At 47.9% G+C, this 22,524-nt stretch carries 19 protein-coding genes, 1 other RNA gene and 1 riboswitch; of the genes, 9 read left to right on the forward strand and 11 right to left on the reverse strand.

The genetic code is table 11. The features are described 5' to 3' along the window. The coding region (locus VIM88_RS07825; protein WP_331862335.1) for a replicative DNA helicase at positions 1 to 1,347 on the forward strand (1,347 nt) is incomplete at its 5' end. Positions 1,348 to 1,423: 76 nt separating this feature from the next. Next, a complete protein-coding gene (locus VIM88_RS07830) occupies positions 1,424 to 2,695 on the forward strand; it encodes a ComEC/Rec2 family competence protein (protein WP_331862336.1) in 1,272 nt (423 codons plus the stop codon). Here VIM88_RS07830 and VIM88_RS07835 read toward each other — a convergent pair. The 3 genes from VIM88_RS07835 to VIM88_RS07845 all read right to left on the reverse strand — a co-directional run bounded on the left by VIM88_RS07835 (position 2,660) and on the right by VIM88_RS07845 (position 5,677). Then, a complete protein-coding gene (locus VIM88_RS07835) occupies positions 2,660 to 3,493 on the reverse strand; it encodes a YihY family inner membrane protein (RefSeq protein ID WP_331862337.1) in 834 nt (277 codons plus the stop codon). The genes VIM88_RS07830 and VIM88_RS07835 overlap by 36 nt on opposite strands. Before the next feature lie 99 nt (positions 3,494 to 3,592). After that, entirely contained in the window at positions 3,593 to 4,981 is a 1,389-nt protein-coding gene (locus VIM88_RS07840; protein WP_331862338.1) for an FAD-binding oxidoreductase, read from the reverse strand. A gap of 12 nt (positions 4,982 to 4,993) precedes the next feature. Then, complete coding sequence (locus VIM88_RS07845) at positions 4,994 to 5,677, reverse strand: plasminogen-binding N-terminal domain-containing protein (RefSeq protein ID WP_331862339.1); 684 nt, start codon at positions 5,675 to 5,677, stop codon at positions 4,994 to 4,996. Between the two features lie 174 nt (positions 5,678 to 5,851). On the opposite strand from VIM88_RS07845, the gene VIM88_RS07850 reads away from it, so the two are divergent. After that, complete coding sequence (locus VIM88_RS07850) at positions 5,852 to 7,108, forward strand: peptidoglycan DD-metalloendopeptidase family protein (protein WP_331862340.1); 1,257 nt, start codon at positions 5,852 to 5,854, stop codon at positions 7,106 to 7,108. Beyond that, positions 7,092 to 7,655, forward strand: a complete 564-nt coding sequence (locus VIM88_RS07855) for an NUDIX domain-containing protein (RefSeq protein ID WP_331862341.1) — start codon at positions 7,092 to 7,094, stop codon at positions 7,653 to 7,655. The genes VIM88_RS07850 and VIM88_RS07855 overlap by 17 nt, the downstream gene beginning before the upstream one ends. Positions 7,656 to 7,694: 39 nt before the next feature. Here the strand turns inward: VIM88_RS07855 and VIM88_RS07860 are convergent, their stop codons facing one another. After that, positions 7,695 to 8,567: a carbon-nitrogen hydrolase gene (locus tag VIM88_RS07860; RefSeq protein ID WP_331862342.1), complete on the reverse strand. Its 873-nt coding sequence runs from the start codon at positions 8,565 to 8,567 to the stop codon at positions 7,695 to 7,697. Between the two features lie 64 nt (positions 8,568 to 8,631). Then, positions 8,632 to 8,709, forward strand: a riboswitch (cyclic di-GMP riboswitch). A 60-nt stretch (positions 8,710 to 8,769) separates the two neighbouring features. Between VIM88_RS07860 and VIM88_RS07865 the strand changes: the two genes are divergently transcribed. Continuing rightward, complete coding sequence (locus VIM88_RS07865; protein WP_331862343.1) at positions 8,770 to 9,402, forward strand: CAP domain-containing protein; 633 nt, start codon at positions 8,770 to 8,772, stop codon at positions 9,400 to 9,402. A gap of 2 nt (positions 9,403 to 9,404) precedes the next feature. Here the strand turns inward: VIM88_RS07865 and VIM88_RS07870 are convergent, their stop codons facing one another. Further along, positions 9,405 to 10,418: an agmatine deiminase family protein gene (locus VIM88_RS07870; RefSeq protein ID WP_331862344.1), complete on the reverse strand. Its 1,014-nt coding sequence runs from the start codon at positions 10,416 to 10,418 to the stop codon at positions 9,405 to 9,407. Positions 10,419 to 10,459: 41 nt separating this feature from the next. Here VIM88_RS07870 and VIM88_RS07875 point away from each other — a divergent pair, with 41 nt between their 5' ends. After that, positions 10,460 to 11,464 carry an alanine racemase gene (locus VIM88_RS07875; protein WP_331862345.1) on the forward strand — a complete coding sequence of 335 codons (1,005 nt, stop codon included), beginning with the start codon at positions 10,460 to 10,462 and terminating at the stop codon, positions 11,462 to 11,464. Between the two features lie 93 nt (positions 11,465 to 11,557). Here the strand turns inward: VIM88_RS07875 and VIM88_RS07880 are convergent, their stop codons facing one another. The 6 genes from VIM88_RS07880 to trpA form a co-directional block, all read right to left on the reverse strand. Next, positions 11,558 to 12,028 carry a type II secretion system protein gene (locus VIM88_RS07880; RefSeq protein WP_414717480.1) on the reverse strand — a complete coding sequence of 157 codons (471 nt, stop codon included), beginning with the start codon at positions 12,026 to 12,028 and terminating at the stop codon, positions 11,558 to 11,560. 445 nt (positions 12,029 to 12,473) lie between these two features. Continuing rightward, positions 12,474 to 12,848: a transfer-messenger RNA gene (ssrA, locus tag VIM88_RS07885) on the reverse strand. A gap of 112 nt (positions 12,849 to 12,960) precedes the next feature. Continuing rightward, positions 12,961 to 14,472 carry a hypothetical protein gene (locus tag VIM88_RS07890; protein ID WP_331862347.1) on the reverse strand — a complete coding sequence of 504 codons (1,512 nt, stop codon included), beginning with the start codon at positions 14,470 to 14,472 and terminating at the stop codon, positions 12,961 to 12,963. Then, the gene (locus VIM88_RS07895) at positions 14,469 to 17,882 is read right to left on the reverse strand and encodes a BadF/BadG/BcrA/BcrD ATPase family protein (RefSeq protein WP_331862348.1); all 3,414 of its coding nucleotides are present in this window, start codon (positions 17,880 to 17,882) and stop codon (positions 14,469 to 14,471) included. The genes VIM88_RS07890 and VIM88_RS07895 overlap by 4 nt, the downstream gene beginning before the upstream one ends. Continuing rightward, positions 17,860 to 18,672 carry a prolipoprotein diacylglyceryl transferase gene (gene lgt, locus VIM88_RS07900; RefSeq protein WP_331862349.1) on the reverse strand — a complete coding sequence of 271 codons (813 nt, stop codon included), beginning with the start codon at positions 18,670 to 18,672 and terminating at the stop codon, positions 17,860 to 17,862. The genes VIM88_RS07895 and lgt overlap by 23 nt, the downstream gene beginning before the upstream one ends. Before the next feature lie 70 nt (positions 18,673 to 18,742). Then, positions 18,743 to 19,498, reverse strand: coding sequence for a tryptophan synthase subunit alpha (gene trpA, locus VIM88_RS07905; protein WP_331862394.1), 756 nt, complete (start codon positions 19,496 to 19,498; stop codon positions 18,743 to 18,745). An 89-nt stretch (positions 19,499 to 19,587) separates the two neighbouring features. On the opposite strand from trpA, the gene panB reads away from it, so the two are divergent. The 3 genes from panB (at position 19,588) to VIM88_RS07920 (ending at position 22,510) form a co-directional block, all read left to right on the forward strand. After that, positions 19,588 to 20,400 (forward strand): 3-methyl-2-oxobutanoate hydroxymethyltransferase, encoded by an 813-nt coding sequence (gene panB, locus VIM88_RS07910; protein ID WP_331862350.1) that lies wholly within the window; start codon positions 19,588 to 19,590, stop codon positions 20,398 to 20,400. Positions 20,401 to 20,466: 66 nt separating this feature from the next. Further along, on the forward strand, positions 20,467 to 21,477 hold the full coding sequence (gene ruvB, locus VIM88_RS07915) for a Holliday junction branch migration DNA helicase RuvB (RefSeq protein WP_331862351.1): 1,011 nt from the start codon (positions 20,467 to 20,469) through the stop codon (positions 21,475 to 21,477). Further along, positions 21,470 to 22,510, forward strand: a complete 1,041-nt coding sequence (locus VIM88_RS07920) for an AI-2E family transporter (protein ID WP_331862352.1) — start codon at positions 21,470 to 21,472, stop codon at positions 22,508 to 22,510. The genes ruvB and VIM88_RS07920 overlap by 8 nt, the downstream gene beginning before the upstream one ends. Positions 22,511 to 22,524: the final 14 nt, after the last annotated feature.

Consider the following 22,524-nt stretch of genomic DNA (forward strand, 5'->3'; position numbering starts at 1 on the left):
GCCAAGCTCAAACCGCATGATTTTTACCTTCCTTTTCACCAGCATGTCTTTGCTGCGATGGAAGCACTTTCCGTGGAAGAGAAACCGCTTGATGACGAGTTTTTGCGTGCCAAACTCAACAGTATGGGGAAGTTTGATGAAGTGGCGATGCTTGATCTGCTTTCCGCAAACCCGATCACCAATACGGCTGCCTATCTTCAGGAGATCAAAGCCAAATCGAGCAAAAGGGCACTGGCGACACTGGCAACGGAGATAAGAAAGGTCACCATAGAGGATGATCTTCCTGCCGAAGAGGTGATGAACCTGGTAGAGAAAAAGCTCTATGAGATCACCCAGAACTCGACCTCTGATGACTTTAGGGAATCCAAAGAGATCACTTTGGCGATGATGGCGGAGATAGAACGTCTCAAATCACTGGGAAACTCCAAACTGATCGGTACGGATACCGGATTCAGAAACCTCAATGACAAGACTTCCGGATTTGGAAAAGGGGACCTGGTGATCATTGCGGCAAGGCCGGCGATGGGGAAAACAGCGTTTGTGCTCAACATGGCGCTGAAAGCGATAGAACGGAACGAAGGAGTGGCTTTTTTCTCGCTGGAAATGCCTGCAGAGCAGCTCATGCTGAGAATGCTTTCTGCCAAAACCTCCATACCGCTTCAGGCGCTCAGGGTAGGGGACCTGAGGGATGAACAGTGGAGTCAGCTAGCTGCCGCGACCCAGGATATCGCTACGAAAAAACTGTTCGTAGATGACGGCGGGTATGCAACGATCCACCATGTACGGAGCAAACTGCGCAAGCTCAAAACGCAGCACCCTGAAATTTCGCTGGCCATCATAGACTACCTTCAGCTGATGAGCGGCGAGGGGAGAGAAGGAAGACAGCAGGAGGTATCTGAGATCTCAAGAGGGCTCAAGCAGCTGGCAAGGGAGCTTCAGATCCCTATCATCGCACTTTCACAGCTGAACCGTGGGGTGGAGAGCAGGGACAATAAGCGACCGATGCTTTCGGATCTCCGTGAATCCGGAGCGATAGAACAGGATGCCGATATCATCCTGTTCGTCTATCGCGATGATGTCTACCGCGAGGCACAGGAGAAAGAAAAAGAGATGAAAGCCAAAGCGGAAGGGAAAGAGTATACCTCAGAGTTCAGAAAAAAACCGGAAGAGGATGCGGAGATCATCATAGGAAAACAGAGAAACGGGCCGACGGGTACCGTGAATCTCGTTTTCCAAAAGAACTTTACCCGTTTTGTGGACGCTTCCAAATCTCCGGCATTTGAGATCGAGTATGAAGAGGCTGACATACCGAGGAATGAAGGGAACATAGAGTTGCCTACGATATAGGACCGTATAGAAAAAAGCCTTAGTGAGTTTCTTTCATCAAAGGATACGCTCATGGAGTTCATTGTGAAGGAAGCCTGTGCAAACGGAAAAACCAAGATTATTTCCCGAAACGAAACACTTTATTTGGGTCACACTCTTTTTCCTGGGTGTGATCCTGGCCCGACTCTCCATTGAATATTATACGTATCAGAACTTCATTTCAAAACCTTTTTACTATACCCATGCAAACGTACTCGCTGCCTATGAGAAGACCAAAGGAAAGCAACGGTATCAGGTACTGAAGCTTCGCAGTGACGAGGGATTTACTTTCTATACCACCCACTACCGCAAAGAAGATCTCGCTCATACACGTTTACGTCTCCAGATCTTCCCCGATAACCGCATAGGCTTTACAGACTATCTGGGTACCTTCTATGTGAAAAGCAGGATCAAGCACAAGGAGCCCCTGCCGAAAACGTTCAAAGATGACCTGCTGAAAAAAGTGGCATCCCAGCACCGGGATGGCTCTTTGGGCTCGTTCTATAATGCCATCTTTTTTGCCACCTCTCTGGACAAAGCGCTCAGGGAGAAGATCAGTCTGCTCGGTGTCAGCCATCTTGTGGCATTGAGCGGATTTCACCTGGGGATACTGTGGGGATTGGTCTATGGCTTGCTCTTATTGTTCTACAGGCCGCTACAGCAACGCTTTTTCCCTTACCGGCATGCACTCTTCGATGTAGGGCTGGCAGCCATGATACTGCTGGGTACCTATGTATGGTTTGTGGATTTCCCTCCCTCTCTGGTACGCTCCTATGCGATGGTACTCGTGGGATGGACGGTATTGCTGCTGGGGATGGAGCTGCTGAGTTTTACTTTTTTGGCCACGGTCGTCTTACTGCTTGTGGCACTTTTTCCTTCTTTGCTTGTTTCGCTTGGTTTTGGGCTTTCGGTGGCAGGCGTATTTTATATCTTTTTGCTGCTGCAGTACGGTAAGGGAGTCAAGACCTGGATCATTTCACTGCTCTTTATACCTTTGGGGATCTTTATGCTGATGCTTCCTATAGTGCACGCTGTGTTTGGGGTGACAAGTCCCTATCAGCTTCTCTCACCGCTGCTCTCCCTGCTCTTCGTTCCCTTTTATCCTCTGGCGATGGGTTTGCACCTAGTGGGCTTTGGAGATCTGCTTGATACGGCGTTGTCAGCGCTCTTTGCACTGCCACAAAGCAGTACGGAATCCCTTGTTCCGATATGGGGAATGGTAGGATATGCAGGGCTCTCCATAGGGGCCATATGGAGTAAAAAACTTTTTTGGTCCACATTGGGAACCGCATCCCTATATATGGTCTATCTCTTCGTTCTTGTTGAGTAGATCACAGAATTTAAGTCCATGGATGAAGATGGCCCATGAGATATAGATCCATAAAAAGAAGAAGAGTGCAATGCTGATACTGCCATAAATGCTTGCATAGGTCTTATTGTGCATCACATAGAAGACGAACGCGTTTTGGGAAAGATACCATATAAGTGAAGCGATGAAAGAACTTACCAGGGCAGCGGAGACCTCTATGCGTGTATTGGGAGAGAGCTGGTAGGCGATGTAGAACATCATCCAGACGATGAAATAAGGGATGATCTTGTAGAGATGTATGACACTGGTGATATGGCTTTTATCCAGATATACCTGTATCTCGGAGGAGAGATAAAAAGAGGCGGCCATCATGGCAGGTATGGTAAGGATAAGCAAAAGATAGGTCTTTACCGCCTTCGAGATGCTTCGTCTGGGTGTGGAAAAGATGTCATTCACGATATAGTCATAGTTTTTGAAAAACATGATGGCCGCAAATGTCACATAGAATGCCCCCATATAGCCCAGTTTGTCAGAGTTTGCTACAAAGGTGTTGAGGTATTCCATAATGACCTCGGAATCCGTAGGCATGAGGTTGGCAAAAATGAGTGCTTCGACCTTCTCATACATCGCATGAAACAAGGGCATGGTCGTAAAAATAGCAAGCAGGATGACCAGGAAAGGAATGATGGAGAAAAGTGTACTCCAGCTCAAACTGGAGGCATAGTGTCCCAGTTTGCTGTCAAAAAGATCGCTTAGGAAATCACGTATAAAGATGTAATAGGTTTTGAGGATCTTTTTGAATTGAGGATCGGTCTGCATGGTACTGTACTCCTCTTCTTTTCCCCGTATTGCTCACGGAGGATCTATCCATTCAATTATCAGAGCTGTCCGGGATGGTCCTCGGAGTCGCTGATGCGACTATTCCGGTAATCCCATTTTCCCCGGATTGAGTATATTGTTAGGGTCAAACGCGTGTTTGATGCTTTTGAACAGATCCAGTTCTACTTCGTTGAAGGCGATGTTCATGAACGGCGCTTTGCTTGTACCGATGCCATGTTCGCCACTGAGCGTCCCGCCCATCTCTACCACCAGTTCGAAGATCTCTTCTATGGCCTGGTGTCCATCATGCAGCTGCTTTTCATCAGAACCGTCCACCATGACATTGACGTGGATATTCCCGTCGCCTGCATGTCCGAAACACGGTACTTTAAAGCCGTATTTGTTCCCTACCGCATAGATACGCTCAAGTGCTTCAGGCAGCATGCTTCTAGGGACCGAGATGTCTTCGTTGAGCTTTTTGCTTCCAAAGATCGTGATGGAGGGAGAAGCATTACGTCTTGCATACCAGAGTTCGTCCCGCTCTTTGGCATCATGGGCTATGATGAAATCCTGGGCACCATTCTCTCTGAAGGATCTCTCGAGGGTCTCCAGCTGAAACTCTACCTCTTCTATCACGTTCCCATCGACATCCCCTATCAGCAGGGCGCCTGCATCTTCGGGAAGCTTCACGCCCAGTTTCTCTTTGAGTGCCCGGACCACCAGGTCATCCATGAACTCCATCGCCACAGGGTTCGCACCGGCCGCAAGTGATTTGAACACGGCATTCATGGCATCATCCACAGAAGGGAAGATACCCATATAGGCCTTGGTGAACTTAGGTTTCGGGATGAGCTTCAGCGTGATCTCTGTAATGACGGCCAGGGTTCCTTCGCTGGCGATCAGGATACCCGCTATGTTGTAGCCTGCGACATCTTTGATGGTACGTTTCCCCGCACGGATGATGTCGCCGTTCGGGCGCACTGCGCGGAGCGCCATCACATAGTCTTTGGTCAAGCCGTACTTTGCTGCACGCATGCCCCCTGCGTTTTCACTGACGTTACCGCCGAGCGTAGAGTACTGTTCGCTGGCAGGATCTGGCGGATAGAAAAGTCCTACTGCCTCTACCGCTTTCTGCAGGTCCATATTGATCACTCCCGGCTGCACCACGGCTACCATGTTCTCCATATCGATCTCGAGGATCTTGTTCATATGCTTTTCCATCCCCAAAGTGATACCGCCCTGGGAAGGAAGCGCCCCTCCTGTAAATCCGGAACCCGCGCCTCTGGGTGTGATGACAATGTGATGTTCGTTACAGTATTTGAGTATGGCACTGACATCGGCTTCATCTCTTGGAAAGATCACCGCTTCTGGTTCATAGCGTGTACGTGTCGCATCATAAGAGTAGGCGATAAGGTGTGCTTTGTCACTATAGACGTTCTCTTTGCCTACCAGTTGTTCAAAATATTTTATATGTTTTTTATCTAACATAGTGTTGCTCCATTATAATGATTCCATCGTTTGATAATAGTTGCCTTTGACTTCGCTCCCGAACCACCCTGTATCGAGTGGTTCGAAGCGCATATAAAAAGGGAACTTTCCTTCTTCCGGAAGGTCTGTCATAGGTTTCTGGGCGATGATCGTCCCAGAAATAGGATCCAAAAGGACAGCAGCATTTTTACGTACGATATAGATCAGGCCTACCTGGTGTTGCTTTGCGAACCGGGAAAGGTTCTCTTTGGTCGGTCTCTCTTCCCCTTCCACGGAAAGATAGAGTGCGAACAGGTCCGGGTGTATCCATTTTTTATCATGTACAGATGTGATCTTCGCATAGGTGTTCGCATCCGGGGCCAGGAGAAGCACATTGTCGTACATGTATCCGCCGATCACTTTGTCTCCGGGAGCCACAGCCGTTTTGATGGTAGGGAGCTCATCATGCTGAAGGATATCTGCCTGCAGCAGTGAGGCCGGCCCCTCTGAAGAGGTTTGGACAATGCGGCTGGTGATCGCTGCCAGGTCGCTGCCATAATTATGGATCACCACGCCACTCATGCCATTGACAGGGAATTTTTCATTCAGTGTGATGGCGGTTCCTTTTACAGATGTGACGGAAGTTTGTACGGTTTGAGGGAAAAAACCTGCAAAAAGGGGTAAAGAGAGAAGAGTGAAGAGAGCGATCTTGCGCATAGCGATCCTTTAGATAATGAAATATATTGGATTGATTATACAAACAATATAGTAAAAGTTTATTGATGCCCTCGCGGTTGCGGTCTGATTAACCTATTTCCGTTATAATATCGTCCAATTAATCAATAGGGATAATGATACAGGATGGGATGTCTTAAAAAAATAGTGGTATGCATGTTGCTGTCCAGTCTACTGTTCGGGGCAAAAATTACAGAAGAACGTTGGCAGAAAGGTGAAACTTTTTCGCATTATTTGACTTCCAGGGGTATTTCAACAGGTCTCTTAAATGATATTTCAGACACAGACCTTCAGTTCCTTTCCGATATTGCGGGCGACCAACTTTTTTATGAGCTCAGGGACAGCAGCGGAGTGCTTGAACAGGCGTTGATCCCTATCGGTAAAGAGATGCAGATAAGAGTGGCCAAAGAGCATGGCAGCGACAACTACAGTTTTGAGATCATCCCCATAGAGTATAAAGAGAAAGAGTACAGTGCTACGGTGACGATAGAACAGAACCTTTATACGGATATCGCGAATGCACTGTGTCATCCTGCGCTTGCAGATAAAATGGGGCAGCTCTTCAAGGGTGCGGTGAATGCAAAAAAATTCAAGAAGGGGGACAAGGTCTCCTTTCTCTATACCCAAAGAACAAGAATGGGGATCCCGCATGATACCCCGTATGTTCAAATAGCCCTCTATGAATCCAAGGGAAAGAAACAGTTCATTTATGCCGATGAAGAGGGGTATGGCTACATCACTGATAAAACGAAACAGGCTTATACGGTGACTGGAAAGAAAAAAGTGACGTATACGCGCAGGGTACCTGTAAAAAGTAGCTCTTCGCAATTTGGAATGCCTCTGCGCCATGTACGTATCACTTCGCATTTTTCGCATAGAAGATTTCACCCTATACTAAAACGGTATCGACCGCATCATGGGACAGATTTTGGGGCCAGAAGGGGTACACCCCTGCTTGCCATTAGCTCCGGGAAGGTGACTTTTTCAGGCCATATGGGCGGGTACGGGAAGGTCGTGAAGATCAAGCATGCAGGCGGCTACGAGTCGCTTTATGCCCATCAGAGCCGTATAGGTGTGAAACGAGGGCAACAGGTAAAAAAAGGTCAGATCATCGGATATGTCGGAAGTACGGGAAGAAGTACGGGACCCCATCTGCATTTCGGGATGACACGATATGGAAAGTGGATAGATCCGATGCAGGTGTTGCGCAAGGGATCGATCAAAGATACGGTGTTAAAAACATTTACCGAATATAAAAATGTGACTACCACCAAATATAAAGAGGTCGTGATCAAAAATGCCAAAAAGAAAGAGGTGAAACTGCTCTCTTCCATGCAGGAAGAAGGAACACCTTTCAGCTGGGAAGGGTATACAAAGACAAGTATGAAGGTAAATGATGAACCCTCACATTAAACACTTTAAACTTCAGCCTCTGGTTGAGCCAAACTTTGTCGTCACATCCTTTGCAACCTATGAACAGGACGGCATCAAGAAATCATGGGAAGTCGTTCAGGCGCATGACAGTGTAGCCATACTGATCTACCACAAAGAGAAGAGAGCCTTTATTTTGGTAAAGCAGTTCAGACCGGCGGTCTATCTCAACAATCAGGACGGCATGACGATCGAACTGTGTGCCGGCATCGTAGATAAAGCCCTTTCCCTGGAAGAGATAGCCAGGGAAGAGATCGAAGAAGAGTGCGGCTTTGCCGTCCCTATCGAAGCACTGGAGAGGATCACCTCTTTTCATACTTCGGTAGGGTTTGCAGGGAGTAAACAGATACTCTATTTTGCAGAGGTCGATGAAAGTATGAAGGTAGGTGAAGGAGGGGGCGTCGACCATGAGGACATTGAAGTGGTCTGCCTCCCTGTCAAGGATGCCAAAGCATTTATCTATGATGAGTCCATCGCAAAAACGCCGGGACTGATGTTCGCTTTTATGTGGTGGTTTGAACGGCATTAACCCCGGGTTGCTCTTTATGCTGCGACAGCAGCAAAAGGTTTAATCACAATACCTTTTGAGAAGGCACTGGTACTCTTCTATGCGTCTGTCACGCAGAAATGGCCAGATGTCACGTACTTCTTTGGTACGGGCATGGTCGATCTCTGCATAGAGTATCTCTTCCTTCTCGCTTCCGGCCTGTACCAGTATCTCGCCCTGGGCTCCCGCGACAAAAGAGTTGCCCCAGAAACGTATGCCGTCCATCACGCCTGCACTGTCCGCCTCAAACCCTACACGGTTGCATGAAATGACAGGGAGACCGTTGGCGATCGCATGCGAACGCTGGATGGTGATCCAGCTCTCTACCTGACGCGTTTTTTCCTCTTCGCTGTCTGCATCGAACCATCCGATAGCTGTAGGATAGATGAGCACTTCAGCTCCTTTGAGTGTCATTGACCTTGCGGCTTCGGGGTACCACTGGTCCCAACAGACCAGAACTCCCAGTTTTCCTACAGAGGTCTGTATCGGTTCAAACCCGAGGTCTCCGGGCGTGAAGTAGAACTTCTCATAAAACCCCGGGTCATCAGGGATATGCATCTTGCGGTACTTCCCTGCAACAGAGCCGTCTTTTTCGAAGACGACGGCCGTATTGTGGTAGAGCCCCGGAGCACGCCTTTCAAAGAGGGAAGTGACAAGAACGACGGCGTTTTCTTTTGCAATCCCTGACCAGAAAGCGACATCTTCTTCAAAGTTTGCAGCATAATCGAAGAACCTGGTATCTTCACTCTGGCAGAAGTATTCGTTCTGATGAAGTTCCTGAAGTACAACGAGCTCTGCTCCATGCTTTGCAGCCTCTTGTATCTTGGAGACAGTGACGTTGACAGTATCGGTTTTGTTGCCATAAAAAATTTGTTGGATAAGTGCTGTTTTCATAAAATAGATTTTAGCATAATTTTATTTTTTATTAAACGCTATTTTTATATATTACACACAAGGAAATGTTAAAAGCCAAACATATCGAGAGATATGGACGGAAAGTCATGGGTCTTAACTCCAAGATCGCCAGGCTGCACATTCGCAGATGCTTGTAACTTTTACTTTTCCTGAAGTTATTTCGATTTAAAGGAAAAAGTGTATGAAAAGTACAAGTTTCGCACTGTTGTCAGCTACGATCTTACTCTTTACAGGGTGCGGTTCGACCAAGGTTGCACATGCCACTATCACTAACACAGACAAGCCCCATACTTCAAAGCCAGATGGCAAAAGCGTTCACATGGAGAGGGCACACGCACACTCTTCACTAACCAGAGCACAGAAAAAAGAATTCCTCACCCGGATCAATCAGGTCCGTTCGAAGAGAAGGTCATGTGGAAAGTACGGCAGTATGGGACCGGTAGGACCATTGGTCTGGAGCGATAAACTCTATCAAGCTGCCTATGTACACACGTATGATATGGCCAAGAGCAGCCACTTCAGCCATGATGGTTCAGGCAGCAGAAATGACAGAGCGGCTGTTGAAATGGGGCTCGGACGTGGCAGTAGGTTAAGAGACCGTATGAGCTATGCGGAGTATAGATGGCGTGCGGCCGCTGAGAATATCGCTGCAGGACAGCGGTCAGCACAGGCAGCTATGGATGCATGGCTTCGTAGTGATGAGCATTGTAAAAACCTGATGGGCGGACATTTTACAGAGGTAGGTATGGCGTACCATCCGTCAAACGACCGGTTCCAGACCTACTGGACACAAAACTTCGGGAAGAGCATGTAGTCTTAGTAGGCTACCTGCATGGTTGAACAGTGCAGGCTGCCTCCCTGTTCTATCAGTTTGAGGCAATTGACCGGGATGATCTCTCTGCCCGGGAACTGTGCAGTAAACACATCATGGGCGATCTGGTCCTGCGGTGTGCCGTACGTCGGATAGATAAGCGCGTCATTGGTGATCAAAAAGTTTGCATAGGTGGCAGGAAGACGGTGTCCTTCTTCATCGTAGATCGCATCACTCATAGGAAGCGGTACCAGAGTATAAGGTTTTCCGTCAGCCATTCTAAAGGTGTGAAGTTGTGCTTCCATCTTTTTGAGTGCTTCATAATGTTCATCTTCTGTATCATCGCACTTGACATACATGATCGTATCCCTGTTGACAAACCTGGCCAAAGTGTCAATATGGCTGTCCGTATCATCCCCTGCAAGATACCCATGGTCCAGCCACAAGACCCTTTGAGCTCCCAGATAGGTATGCAGCTTCTCTTCTATCTCTTTTTTGCTCAGTCCGCCGTTTCTGTTGGGGTTGCAGAGACACTCGGAAGTAGTAAGGATCGTTCCTGCACCGTCACTCTCCAGTGAACCGCCTTCCAAAACGAAGTCGATCGTCTCGAGCGGTGTGGTCCCCATATAACCCATTGTGTGAAGTGTTGTATTGACACTGTTGTCAAGCGAGGCTTCAAACTTGCCGCCCCAGCCGTCAAACGTGAAGTCAAGTAACTTTACTTTATCATCTTCTTTGATAGAAATGTAGCCGTAGTCACGTATCCAGGTATCATTCGTAGGGATCTCTATGAAGGTCATGTTTCGCGTGGAACAGAACATACCGGAGATCTTCTCTTTGTCCTTACAGATGATGTAGACGGCTTCTTTGTAGGCAATGGCCTGTGCGATACGTATAAAGGGAGAGAGGCTGGCTTCCAGGTCTGAAGGAGCCTCCGGATCATGCCAATCTGTCCCCTCGTGGGGAAAAGAGAGGAGGATGGCACGTTGTTTTTCCCATTCTGCTGGCATTGTGATCATGATGAGCCCTTTTTTAGTATGTATTTTGGTATAATCGCTTCATGGCATTTATTAAAATAAACAGACAAAATTTCTATCATAATCTTAGCCAAATTGCACTAAAAACTGGCTCAGTTGAAAAGATCGCTGTGGTGCTGAAGGACAATGCCTATGGTCATGGGCTGGAGCTCATGGGAAAACTGGCGGCGGAGTTCGGTATCAAGCATGCGGTCGTACGAAATACGGCGGAAGCAGTGAAGATCAGGGATCTGTTTGAAACGGTATTGGTACTGGGAGATACGGCCATCAAAGATGAGGTCTATTCCTTTACACTCAACACATTGGCAGAGATCAAAAAGGCACAAAAAGGCGCAAAGGTTGAACTGAAGGTCGATACCGGGATGCACCGCAACGGTATCGCGTTGGATGAGATCGATGAGGCACTCTCTTTGATCAAAGCCCAGGGTCTGAACCTTGTAGGTCTGATGACGCACTATCGCAGTTCTGATACGCTGGGCTCTGAATTTTTTTGGCAGCAGAAACAGTTCGAGCGTGCGAAACAGAGAGTCAGAGAGGCCGGTTTCACAGATGTCAGAGTACATTCGCACAATACGGCAGCCATTCTCCGCACGAAAAGTTTTGAGGAGGACCTGGTACGTGTGGGCATCGGCGCGTACGGATACAGTGAACTGCCGGACGCTTTTGATCAGGTCACGCTGCAGCCCGTACTCTCCCTGCATGCAAAAAAAATGTCAACCAGGATCTTAAGAGAAGGGGAGCGCATAGGATATGGAGGGGACTTCACCGCTTCGCAGGACATGACGGTCTCTACCTATGATCTGGGCTACGGTGACGGATGGTGTCGCGGAGATGCTTCCACGCCTTACATGACCAGCGAAGGGCTGCCTATAATTGGACGTGTCTCGATGGATTTCATTTCGCTTGAATCGGAAAAAGAGGAAGTGTGTGTGATGAACGATGCACAGGCCGCTGCCAAACAGTTCGGCACGATCTCGTACGAAATGACGACGGCATTGTCTGCCGAACTACCTAAAGAAGTGATTTAAACCTACCGCTTTACTTAAGATAAACTTTATGTTAGTGATTGACTTTGACGAGTTTGCAAGGTTTGGGATGTAGGATCTACAGCTATCAAAAATTTAACGGATCACTCGTTCTCCACCTAAGTAATGAGTCTTAGTTTCACCTGCGCCACCAGCCATACTAATAATAGCAGGATCTGTTACAACACCATCACACACTATACTACCACCTAAGTTTGCTGCAGTAACTTTTACCGTAGTTTCATTTACTTCCATAGTTACACAGGTTACAGCGTCTGTGCTTTTTCCATCACATAAAACAAGCGTAGCACCTGCTACCGATGCTGTCGATTGTCCACTACTACAGCTAGTGACGAGTTCTACGTTTGTCACTTCATTAACTGTTGCTGTATCTTTCCAGTATAAGTTGCCTTTAGCTGTATAGAAGGAACTCATATCTCTATATGCAGTTTTTGTATTTGCAATAATTTGAGATATTTTTGCATCATCCCTAGTCGCTGCTAATTTAGGTATTGCTACTGCTGCCAAAATCCCAATAATAACAATTACAAAGATCAATTCGATCATTGTAAATCCATATCTCATTTTATGCATACATAATATCCTTTTTTGATGTAAAAACTATATCTAAATAATAAAAATGTCAGAAAATTATTATTTTAAATTTTTCTTCTTATCCATAATTAATTAACGATCAGCAATTATAAAGAATTTGCCTGGTCTGTCGTCATAATTTTGTATTATAAAATTTTATATAATGATAGCACATTTTAACTTTATCGGATCAAAGAACAATTGTAATAAAGAAAATTAAATCAAAACAAGCAAAATCACTTATAGGACTATTGTTACCGTTAAAGTCTATACGGAAATGATTAGCCCAAAGTATAGACCTCAATTACAAGACACTCTATGAGGTATTTTTTACAGAATTTACGAAAGTTTTGGTTACTTAATTAAGCTGAAATTGTACTTGGGATTAGTCTTAGAGAGATTGTGTTGAATTGGAGTTTGGTGGAGATGAGGGGGATCGAACCCCTGTCCTAAAATAGATAGAACCATGACTCTACATGCTTAGTCAGTGTTGTTAATTTTAATCCTGTTTTGTACTACACTCAAAACTTGACAGGACGAGCTAAGATTCTCACACCCTGGCATAGCTTCCAGGGAGCATAGTCATCAGATGTGATACTTCATGATCCGGTTAAGATGACACTCACCGGCGAAGCAGTCCTCCGCGTTAGCGGGGTTAATGACTTACGCTACTGCGTAAGCTGGACGATAATCTGTATTGTTTGCGTTTATTCGCGTGTGGGCCGCGTAACGGAATTGCCCAGTCCGACATGCACATAGCCCCGACTACTCCAGTCGAAACCAAGTCATCCCCATATCTGTAAAGATGGCGGAGTGTAACACTTTTTGGTTAATTTGTCAATAGGGGTGAAAAAAGTTTTTTTCGTTGCTAAATAGCAAGCCCAAAAAGACTTGCTGCAAAAGGATCAATAGCCCAAACTGTCGATGAGCTGTGCGGCTGTTCCTGCCTTTTCACTGTGCGGCTGATAGAGATAGTTGTGCACTTTTTCCGGTATGTGTTCGGGTTTTTCCAATGCTTCGAACTCCTCTTTGGCAGACTGTTTGGCCTTGAAGAGTGCCATCTGTACCCTGGAGTAGAAGTTCGCAGCGCCTTCTCCCGAGGTCTCTATGGCAAGGAAATTGGCTTGGGGAAAACGGCTTGTCACCAGTGACTGCACACCGTCGGAGACAGAAGAGGAGGGCATGCATCCAAAAGGCTTGACCGAGATCACAAGGTGGGCGATGTTCTCTTTCACGCTTTCGATAAGGTGTGCCACTTCCAGGTGTCCCTCCCCTCCGTCACAGTCAAGCGTATAGTATTCCTGACCCAGTTTCGCCAGTTTATCCATGTCCGGTATCTCATAGTCATGCAGCCCTATCGCTTTGGCATAGAGGCTGAAATGTGTTTTGATCGCGATCTTGCCGGCTTTCATCAGTATCCTGGTCTTGACGGAAGAGAAGTCTATCACTTTTGCATTCTCTGTTTCCAATGCTTCCTTTTTGTGCAATCCACGTTCCGCTTCCCAGAGATTGAGCATCAGGCGGTTGATGATCGGCTGGGGAATGCATTCGGCACCTTCGGACTCTAAAAACCTGTGCAGGTTGTAGTTCCCGTCGCCCTCGGTCATCGCTGCCCAGAATTCACCCATGACCATGACCTTCGCTTTGGGCTGTAAACGGTCCAGCACCACTTTTTCCAAGATACGACGGCATTTCCACAATGTTCTCAGCAGGCTTTTCTTGTCCATAAAAGCTTTGGCCACAAGGTCTTCACATTGCTTCATGGCATCATCGACACTGCCTGGTGTGACTTCATAAGGACGCATTTTGTACCCCAGGATATTGATGATGTCACCGATGATGACCGCTTTGATCAGCGTCACGAAAAAGGTAGGGGTGAAGTTGAGGATGCCATCATCGATCTCATCCCCCTGGAAGATCCCTTTGTCGTGTTCGAAACCGGTGATCCTCAGCCCTTCAAACCCTGCATCCCTTAAGGCTTTTTTATATTCGGTGATGTACATCCCGAAACGGCAGGGCCCGCAGCCTCCTGCGGTGACATAGACATATTTTCGTACGATCTCCTCAGCACTCATTCCTTCTTCATCGCGAAGTTTCTGCAGGTACTTGACGAGGTTCCCGACCGTGAAATAGGTGGGGTTGCACTGACCCCTGTTCCCGTACGCTTTGCCTTTTTGAAAGGATTCAAAGTCAGGATTGGGTATGGAGATATAGTTTTCACCCATCGATCGCAAGGCGGCCTGTATCAGCTTGTCCTGCAGAATGGTCAAGCCGCCCGAGACCATGACCGTCTCCTCTTTGGGGGCATACTTGATCGGTTCTTTGGGAACGTCGCGCCATTGTGTTTCAGCGGTATTGATAAAGGTCAGGTCGCCATTGCTTTGGGGAGGTTTGATATTACTACATGCTATACTCATACTGTCATCTCCTTGTGTATTTGATTATCATCGGTTTGTTGCCGGGCCGTATATCTGTCCGTTAGTCTTTTTTGATACTGTTCCAGCGTATAGGCAAAGGTCTTGACCCGTATCTTGATGGAACCGCCTGGTTTGTTGGCATCGATATCATGGAGGGTCAGATGCGGGGTACGGCTTGCTCCCAGGATTTTGTCAATGATCGCATAGGTCGGCGCATCATGGCCGCATTTGAAACTCGAAAGATCAAGCACTGCGACATTGGGGTGGCGCGCCGCAAATTTGGCTGCCCAGACCTTCTGTGCAGAGTTGGTCGAAAAGTTCTCCGCCCACACATCACGTATGTCATAGGGCGATGCAATATAGCCGTTTGCAACATCCTCTTTAAAATACTGCATCAGATAGGTTTCATCCTTCGGAATGGCACGCATGGAGATGGTCTTGAACCCTAGAGACTGGAACTCGTCCAGTACCTCATGGTTGAGTCCGGGGTCTGTATGGTAGGGGCGTCCCAGAAGCAGGATGACGATCTCGTCATTGGCGACAGCGTCATCCAGGATGGCACGACCTTCCTTCATAATGTCCGTATCATTTTTGGCCAATGCCTTCCAGGCCTGTGCTACCGCCCAGTTGTTTTCATCTTTCGTGATACGAAGTTTTTCTCCCCAGGTATCAAAAAGCTGTTTTTTCAGCAGTTCAGGGTTGTCAAAATTGAGGGCATCTTCCACATAGTCGATACCTTTCTCTGCAAAGAGATCACGCTCTTTGGTAAAGGCAGAGTAGACCACCTTGGGTGTACCCGAAACGATAGGACAGGAGGTCTGGCCCATCGTATGTTTGAGATACCCCGGCAGATGTGTGACCGCCGGGAACCACATATGGTCAAACTGTTTTTTCGCAAACTTTTTTGAGTACATCAAAGCATAGACATGGGACTGTGCCACTTTGGCCGGGTAGCAGGAGTCTACAGAGCCGTATTTGGCGCCTTCCAGGAACATATCCTCATTGGAGAAACCTGAAAACTGTATCTTCAGAGGATCGATGTCCAGTGCTTCGAGGTAGGTACGCAAAAAAGGAGCCAGTGAGTAAATATTGAGCACTTTCGGGATGGCGATGTGGAGGGACTTTCTGTAGTTTTTATTCTCCTCGCTGCTGAGAGCAAAGGCTCTCTGTACCTCTCTGCGCAGGGTAGGCCCCCATCCGCCGAGCGTGACCTTGACCTGCTGCTCTTTGATCCTGGTAGAGGCGGTAGGTTTGGGTTCCAGGTCATAGATAGGCGCGAAGAGGGACATCGACTCTTTTTTGACAAGATTGGGAGTGTGCTGCTGCAACGATCTTCTGCTCTCTTTGAGGAGTTTGAGCGCTTCGTGTGATTCGACGGTACCCTCTTCACAGGAGAACCCTGCGATGTAGCGTACGGTTTCGGAAGAGGGCGTCTGTGTGTCTATGAAGGTACGCGAACAGTTGATGCTGCAAAAGTGGCAGCGTGTACTCTCGTCGGTCCGGGAGGTGTAGGTCATTTGCAGTGCCTCTTCCATGCCTACAAAGGTGGCATAGCCTCTTTGCTGTACGACATCCTTCGCCTCTATCGCTGCACCATACGCACCTGCCTCTCCCGGATGGGGGTGTACGTCTACTCTGGCATGGGGGACCTTCTCTTTGATGTAGTCCACCTGGGACTTGAGCGCTGCCTGATTGTACTGTGTCCCTCCCTGAAGCACAAAGTGGTCTCCGAAGGCTGCCAGATTCGGTGCCTGTACCACATACTGCCAGACATTTTTAGGCAATACTTTTGCGATACCGGCAAAGAGCTCTTCTTTGGAATAGCCCTCTTTCTGGAAATTGACCCTGTCCGTGTCCAGGAATACCGCACACCCGTAATTGAACAGGGGTGCCTGTTTTGCCGAAAAGGCGGTCTCTGCATAGTTCTCTATCGGGACGCCGAACTGTTTGGCCATACTTTGGAGCAGGGTTCCGTTGCCGGCAGAGCACTGGTTGGAGAGACGGAAATTCTTCATCATGCCGTTTTCCATGAAAAGGACCTTGATATCCTGGCCTCCGATGTCACAGATCACATTGATACTCTCACCGAAGGCTTGCTGGGCACTCTTCATGTGCGCGATCGTTTCGATGATGTTGGCATCTGCATTGAGCGCACCGCTGAGTACATCCGCCGCGTACCCGGTCACCCCTAAGCCCTGAATGTCATAAAAGCGGTTCGGGTCCTCGGCCTGGATCTTCTGTAGCAGCTCCAGGGTATCTTTTATGGGGTTGCCTTTGGAGAGCTGATAGACCTTTAAGAGCAGTTCGCCATCTTCATCACACAAAACGGCTTTGGAAGAGGTGGAACCTCCGTCTATGCCTAAAAAACAGGTGGTTTTTTTGCTGAGTACCGGAGGGATGAATGCTTTGATCGTATAGGCCGCCTGAAAAGCCTGCAGCTCTTCAGGAGAGGAGACCAGAGGCGCATCGTTGTTCTCATTCTGTGTGATGCCCCCTGACTCGACCAGTGTTTTAAGCTGTATCAGCCCGGTAAAGGATCTGTCATGGTTCGCTTCGCCCTCACCGAAGATGACCGCACCCAGCGCGGCATAATACTGGGCATTGTCGGGCACGATGATCAGTTCCTCCAGCTTCTCTTTGTCGTAGGCAATGCCCCGTTCATCCCACAGCTCGCTGATGCGCATTCTCCAGCACTCCTGCAGGAAGGGCAGGTAGGTGTTGGGACCTCCCAGAAGCAGGACCTTGGGCATCAGGGTGTTACCCCGTGTCAGGACGGTCAGGTTCTGCATGACGATGGCATCTGCGAGCGAGTTCATGATCTCATGCGAGGGTACGGAAGTTTTGACCAGGTTGACGATATCCGTTTCTGCAAAGACACCGCATTTGGCCGCCACGTGGTGGAGTTTGTCTGTTTCAAAAGAGAGTTTCTGCACCTCTTCGCTATCCATACCGACCTTCATCGTACATTTTTCTATCGTGGCACCTGTACCTGAAGCACATTTGTCGTTCATAGAGGTGAGTACGGATTTTTTACCATCCTCGCTCTCTTTGAAATGGATAATCTTTGCATCCTGTCCGCCAAGCTCTACGACCGCGCGTACATCCGGATGCATATGTTCGACCGCAAGTACGACCGCATTGACCTCCTGGACAAAACGCGCGTTGATGGTCGGAGCGATGCGCGATGCTCCGGAGCCGGTGATGTAGACCTTATCGATCCTGTTGTAGGCTTCAGGGTGCGAAAGGGAGAGCTCCTCAAGGAGTCTTAAAAGTGTTTCCGCCTGTTTGGTGTCGTGGGGGGTATAGGCTTTTTGGAGTATGTTGAAGTCTTTGTCGCATAGTACATATTTGACGGTCGTTGACCCTATGTCAATACCGAGTGTATAGTTAGCTATGAGAGGCTTTGTCATGGCTTGACTCCTTGGAATCGCTTTTATAGGCCCAAATGATCCACAATATCCCCAATATTACATAAGGTACGCTCAGCATCTGTCCGGTGGTGAAAGGAATATCCATCGTATATGACTCCTGTCTTGTTTTGGTATATTCCAATAAGAAACGTGCGGTAAATACTGTGACCAGAAATACACCCGGCAGTATCTTCGTGGCAAAAGCCGGTGTGACTCTGCGGTAGACAGCGATCAGAAGTACGAAAATGATAAGATAGGAAAGGGCTTCATAGAGCTGAACCGGGTGTCTGGGCACCATGTCGACACGTGAAAAGATGATCGCCCAGGGCTTGTCGCTGGGAAGTCCGAGTATCTCAGAGTTGAAAAGGTTCCCGATGCGTACGAAGGCGGCAGTGAGCGCCCCCGGGATAGCCACGCGTGAAAGCAGCCACATATAGGAGGTGTGATAGCGTTTCGCAAAAAGATAGAGGGTGATGAGCACCCCGGCCAGTCCGCCGTGGCTCGCCAGCCCGCCTTTCCATATTTTGAGTATCTCCAAGGGATGGGAAAGATAGTATTCGGGTTCATAAAAGAGGCAGTGTACCAAACGTGACCCGAGTACCGCACCGACCATGACATAGATAAGCAGCGCATCGAGTACAGCAGGATCTTTGCCTTCGCGTTTGTATATTCTGGTCAAAATGAGCAGCCCCAGAAAAAATGAACCTACGAAGAGCAGGCCGTACCAGCGGAGCTCAAGAGGACCTAGTGCAAAGATAGTGGGATCGGCATTCCAGATGAGGTGTTCCATAGTGTATAACCCTTTGTGTAATTAGGAGTATTATACTCTCTAATTTCTTTAATGGGCTTTTATGCCGGAATCAGCTGTTGATCTTCTCTTTGATCTCTTTGGCAAGTGTAGCGATCCTGCTGATCTTTTGTGTATCGTTCAGGCTTTCATCCAAAAGCACTTTCACAAAGGCAGACCCTACGATGACACCGTCTGCACCTTCGGCTTTTTCTTTGGCAGTGTTCTGATCCACACCGAATCCCACGTAGACAGGGGTATCTGTAAAGGATTTGATATCTGTGATCACGGGCTGGAGGTCTTCACTTTTTCCTGCACCGGTGATACCGGCATAGGCGACTAGGTAGATGAACTTTTTCGCATCCTTGACGATCTCCTCGATACGCGCTTTGGAGTCTGTAGGGGCGATGAAGTCGATAAGGTTCAGTCCCGCAGCCTCTATGGCCGGTTTGTATGGTCTTGCCTCTTCCAAAGGAAGGTCGGGGATGATGAACCCGTTGACTCCCGCTTTGTTCGCCTGAGTGATGAAGTAGTCCATGCCTCTGTGATAAAAAGGGTTGAAGTATCCCATCCACAGGGTATCGATATGTGGCGCGATCTTTGCAGAAACGTCAAAAAGGTGGTCCAGTTTAAACCCCTTCTCCAATGCTTTTAGATTTGCTTTTTCGATGACCGGACCGTCTGCGACAGGGTCTGAGAAGGGCATACCCAGTTCAAGGGTGTCCACACCGGCTTCAGCCAAAGCCAAGGCAGCATCGACCGTGAACTCCAATGAAGGGAAACCGGTGGTAATGTAGGCAACTAAATTTTTCACTTTGTACTCTTTTATGGTAAGTATCTCAACTATTATTTTTGTTATTATACATTTTTTAGATAAAATGATTAGAATTATAAAACCAGAAGTATGTTAGGAAGATCATGAGTATTCATACCCCCAAGATAGAGAAAAAAATAACTTTAAGCACCATAGCAGGCATGAAAGGCGTGGAACCTATTACAATGGTGACCGCCTATGATGCCCTTTTTGCCCAGCTCTTTGATGGTGAAGTAGAGATGATACTGGTCGGAGACAGTCTGAATATGAGCTTTCTAGGCAAAGAGGACACGCTTTCGGCAACGATGGATCAGATGATCTACCATACACAGGCGGTCTGTAACGGTGCGAGCCTTCCTCTTGTCGTGCTCGATATGCCTTTTGGCACCTACACGTCACCTGAAGTTGCATTGAAGCATGCTACCAGAGCGTATCAGGAGACAAATGCACAGGCAGTGAAGATAGAGGGCGGAAAAGAGCGGGCGCACATCGTGCAAGCGTTAACGCAAAACTCCATAGCGGTCCTGGGGCACATCGGGCTGATGCCGCAGTTCCTGCGAAGCGAGGGCGGCTATAAAGTGCGGGGGAAAGACCAGGCTGACATAGAGGTACTGGTAGAAGATGCCAAAGCATTGGAAAAAGCAGGGGTATTTGCCATTGTGGTAGAGGGAGTGAAGGAAGAGGCCGCCAAAGCCATTACCGAGGCCGTCTCTGTGCCTACCATCGGCATAGGCGCGGGGAACAGCACTGATGGACAGGTACTTGTCTGGAGCGATATGTTCGGGTTCTTTGAAACCTTCAAACCAAAATTCGTCAAGCAGTATTTGGATGGTGCAAAGCAGATACGCAAAGGGATCGAGGCGTACAGGAACGAGGTCAAAGGGAGAGAATTCCCAAGCGAGGAATACACCTATTGATGAAACATGAGATGCGCGGGCATGAATTATTGACTATGCACATGAAGCACAGAAAGGGTCTGTAGTATGGAACGTATGGTTGAAATAGAGCGTTTTGATGAAGAGGTCTCCTATGAGGCGACACTGCGCCCCAGTTCCTGGGATGAGTATATAGGCCAGGAGAAGATCAAAAAGAACCTCAAGGTCTTCATAGAAGCAAGTAAGAAAAGAAAGGAAGCGCTCGACCACATCCTTTTTTTTGGTCCTCCGGGTCTGGGCAAGACGACCATCGCCAATATCATTTCGAGCGAGATGGGAGCGAACATCAAAACGACTGCCGCCCCTATGATAGAAAAAGCGGGAGACCTTGCGGCACTGCTGACGAACATCGAAGAGGGAGATATCCTGTTTATCGATGAGATCCACCGTATGTCCCCGGCGATCGAAGAGATACTCTACCCGGCCATGGAAGATTTCCGTTTGGACATTATCATCGGAAGCGGACCTGCTGCACAGACGGTGAAGATAGATCTGCCGCGTTTTACGCTGATAGGCGCAACCACGAGAGCCGGGATGCTTTCCAACCCGCTTCGTGAACGTTTCGGGATGCACTTTAGAATGCAGTTCTATACACCGGTCGAACTCTCTCAGATCGTCAGGCAGGCTGCCGAGAAACTGGACAAACCGGCCCAGGAGGAAGCGTCTGTTGAGATCGCGCGCAGAAGCAGGGGCACACCGCGTATAGCGCTTCGCCTGCTCAAGCGTGTACGGGACTTTTCCGAAGTGGCCAATGAAGAGGAGGTGACGCTGCAAAGGGCAAGATATGCCTTGGATGAGCTGGGCGTCAACCACTTAGGTTTTGATGAACAGGACATCAAGCTTTTGGAGCTGCTTGTCTCTGCGAAGAACAAACCGATGGGACTGAGCACCATAGGCGCAGCGCTCTCTGAGGACGAAGGGACCATAGAGGATGTGCTGGAGCCTTACCTGATAGCAAACGGTTATGTAGAAAGAACAGCAAGAGGACGTATCGCCACCCAGAAGAGTTATGAACATTTTAAGCTGGGCGGCATCAAGGACGGACTCTTTGATGAATAATAAAAGTATCACGATCACTGTACTTTTTATGCTCTCTCTTATCGGGGCCTATACGATCTATAAACCGTTTCTGCTCTCTATGGTAGTTGCCATACTGCTTACGATGGGAACGTATAACCTGACCAAAAAGCTGATCAGCTATTTTAACTCTAGAAAGATCAGTGCTATCATCACCACCTTGCTTTTGATATTGATCCTGTTCGCCCCTATTGTCTATATGGCAACGATCGGGGTGGAGTATATTTCAAAACTGGATGTAAAGACCATCAATGAGGTCACTTCGGGCATCAAAACATTTACAGAAGAGATCCCCTATGTGCAAGAGTGGCGCCAGGTGGGGTTGAACGATGCGAAGATCGCAGAGTATATTCAGGATTCCACCTCTTATATGACCACAGCGGGGAGCGTGGGATTGGGATTTGTCAAAAATATGCTGCTTGTGCTGGTATTCTATTTTCTGATGAACTTTTACGGAGAGCGTTTTTTTGAATTGATACGTGCACTCATGCCTATGAGCAAGATGAAAAGTGCCAAAATGATACACGAGGTCTCTTCTACGATGGAGGTGGTTTTTTACTCTATTGTGGTGACAGCGATCTTTGAAGGATTCCTGTTTGGCGTGATGGTGAGCTACTTTGGTTTCAACGGACTGCTTTTTGGGGTCATTTATGGCTTTGCATCGTTGATCCCCGTCATCGGAGGTGCCATCGTCTGGATACCGGTAGCACTCTATGCCTGGTCCGATATGGATGCAAATACAGCGCTGTTCATTTCGGGGTATTCGGTGGTGGTCATCTCTGTGATCGCAGATACGTTCATCAAACCGGTGATCATCAAAGTGATCAAAGAAGATCTTCTGAAGAGTACCGTCGAGATCAACGAACTGGTGATATTTTTCTCTATCATAGCAGGGATGAGTACCTACGGCTTCTGGGGAATGATACTGGGGCCGGCGATCACTTCATTTTTGATCGCAATTACTAAAGTATATATTGATTATAATCATAAAGAGCAAAGCAGAATAACGACCTAGGTCAGAGAAGGAAA

The organism is Sulfurovum sp., from assembly GCF_036568385.1.
Lineage (GTDB): Bacteria > Campylobacterota > Campylobacteria > Campylobacterales > Sulfurovaceae > Sulfurovum.

Coding starts and splice junctions, on each gene's coding strand:
- VIM88_RS07870 (WP_331862344.1), bottom strand. CDS start 10,418: ATGATCACAATGCCAGCAGAATGGGAAAAACAACGTGCCATCCTCCTC.
- VIM88_RS07855 (WP_331862341.1), top strand. CDS start 7,092: ATGAACCCTCACATTAAACACTTTAAACTTCAGCCTCTGGTTGAGCCA.
- VIM88_RS07845 (WP_331862339.1), bottom strand. CDS start 5,677: ATGCGCAAGATCGCTCTCTTCACTCTTCTCTCTTTACCCCTTTTTGCA.
- VIM88_RS07880 (WP_414717480.1), bottom strand. CDS start 12,028: ATGATCGAATTGATCTTTGTAATTGTTATTATTGGGATTTTGGCAGCA.
- VIM88_RS07865 (WP_331862343.1), top strand. CDS start 8,770: ATGAAAAGTACAAGTTTCGCACTGTTGTCAGCTACGATCTTACTCTTT.
- VIM88_RS07860 (WP_331862342.1), bottom strand. CDS start 8,567: ATGAAAACAGCACTTATCCAACAAATTTTTTATGGCAACAAAACCGAT.
- VIM88_RS07890 (WP_331862347.1), bottom strand. CDS start 14,472: ATGAGTATAGCATGTAGTAATATCAAACCTCCCCAAAGCAATGGCGAC.
- lgt (WP_331862349.1), bottom strand. CDS start 18,672: ATGGAACACCTCATCTGGAATGCCGATCCCACTATCTTTGCACTAGGT.
- ruvB (WP_331862351.1), top strand. CDS start 20,467: ATGGAACGTATGGTTGAAATAGAGCGTTTTGATGAAGAGGTCTCCTAT.
- VIM88_RS07895 (WP_331862348.1), bottom strand. CDS start 17,882: ATGACAAAGCCTCTCATAGCTAACTATACACTCGGTATTGACATAGGG.
- panB (WP_331862350.1), top strand. CDS start 19,588: ATGAGTATTCATACCCCCAAGATAGAGAAAAAAATAACTTTAAGCACC.
- VIM88_RS07850 (WP_331862340.1), top strand. CDS start 5,852: ATGTTGCTGTCCAGTCTACTGTTCGGGGCAAAAATTACAGAAGAACGT.
- VIM88_RS07875 (WP_331862345.1), top strand. CDS start 10,460: ATGGCATTTATTAAAATAAACAGACAAAATTTCTATCATAATCTTAGC.
- VIM88_RS07920 (WP_331862352.1), top strand. CDS start 21,470: ATGAATAATAAAAGTATCACGATCACTGTACTTTTTATGCTCTCTCTT.
- VIM88_RS07835 (WP_331862337.1), bottom strand. CDS start 3,493: ATGCAGACCGATCCTCAATTCAAAAAGATCCTCAAAACCTATTACATC.
- VIM88_RS07840 (WP_331862338.1), bottom strand. CDS start 4,981: ATGTTAGATAAAAAACATATAAAATATTTTGAACAACTGGTAGGCAAA.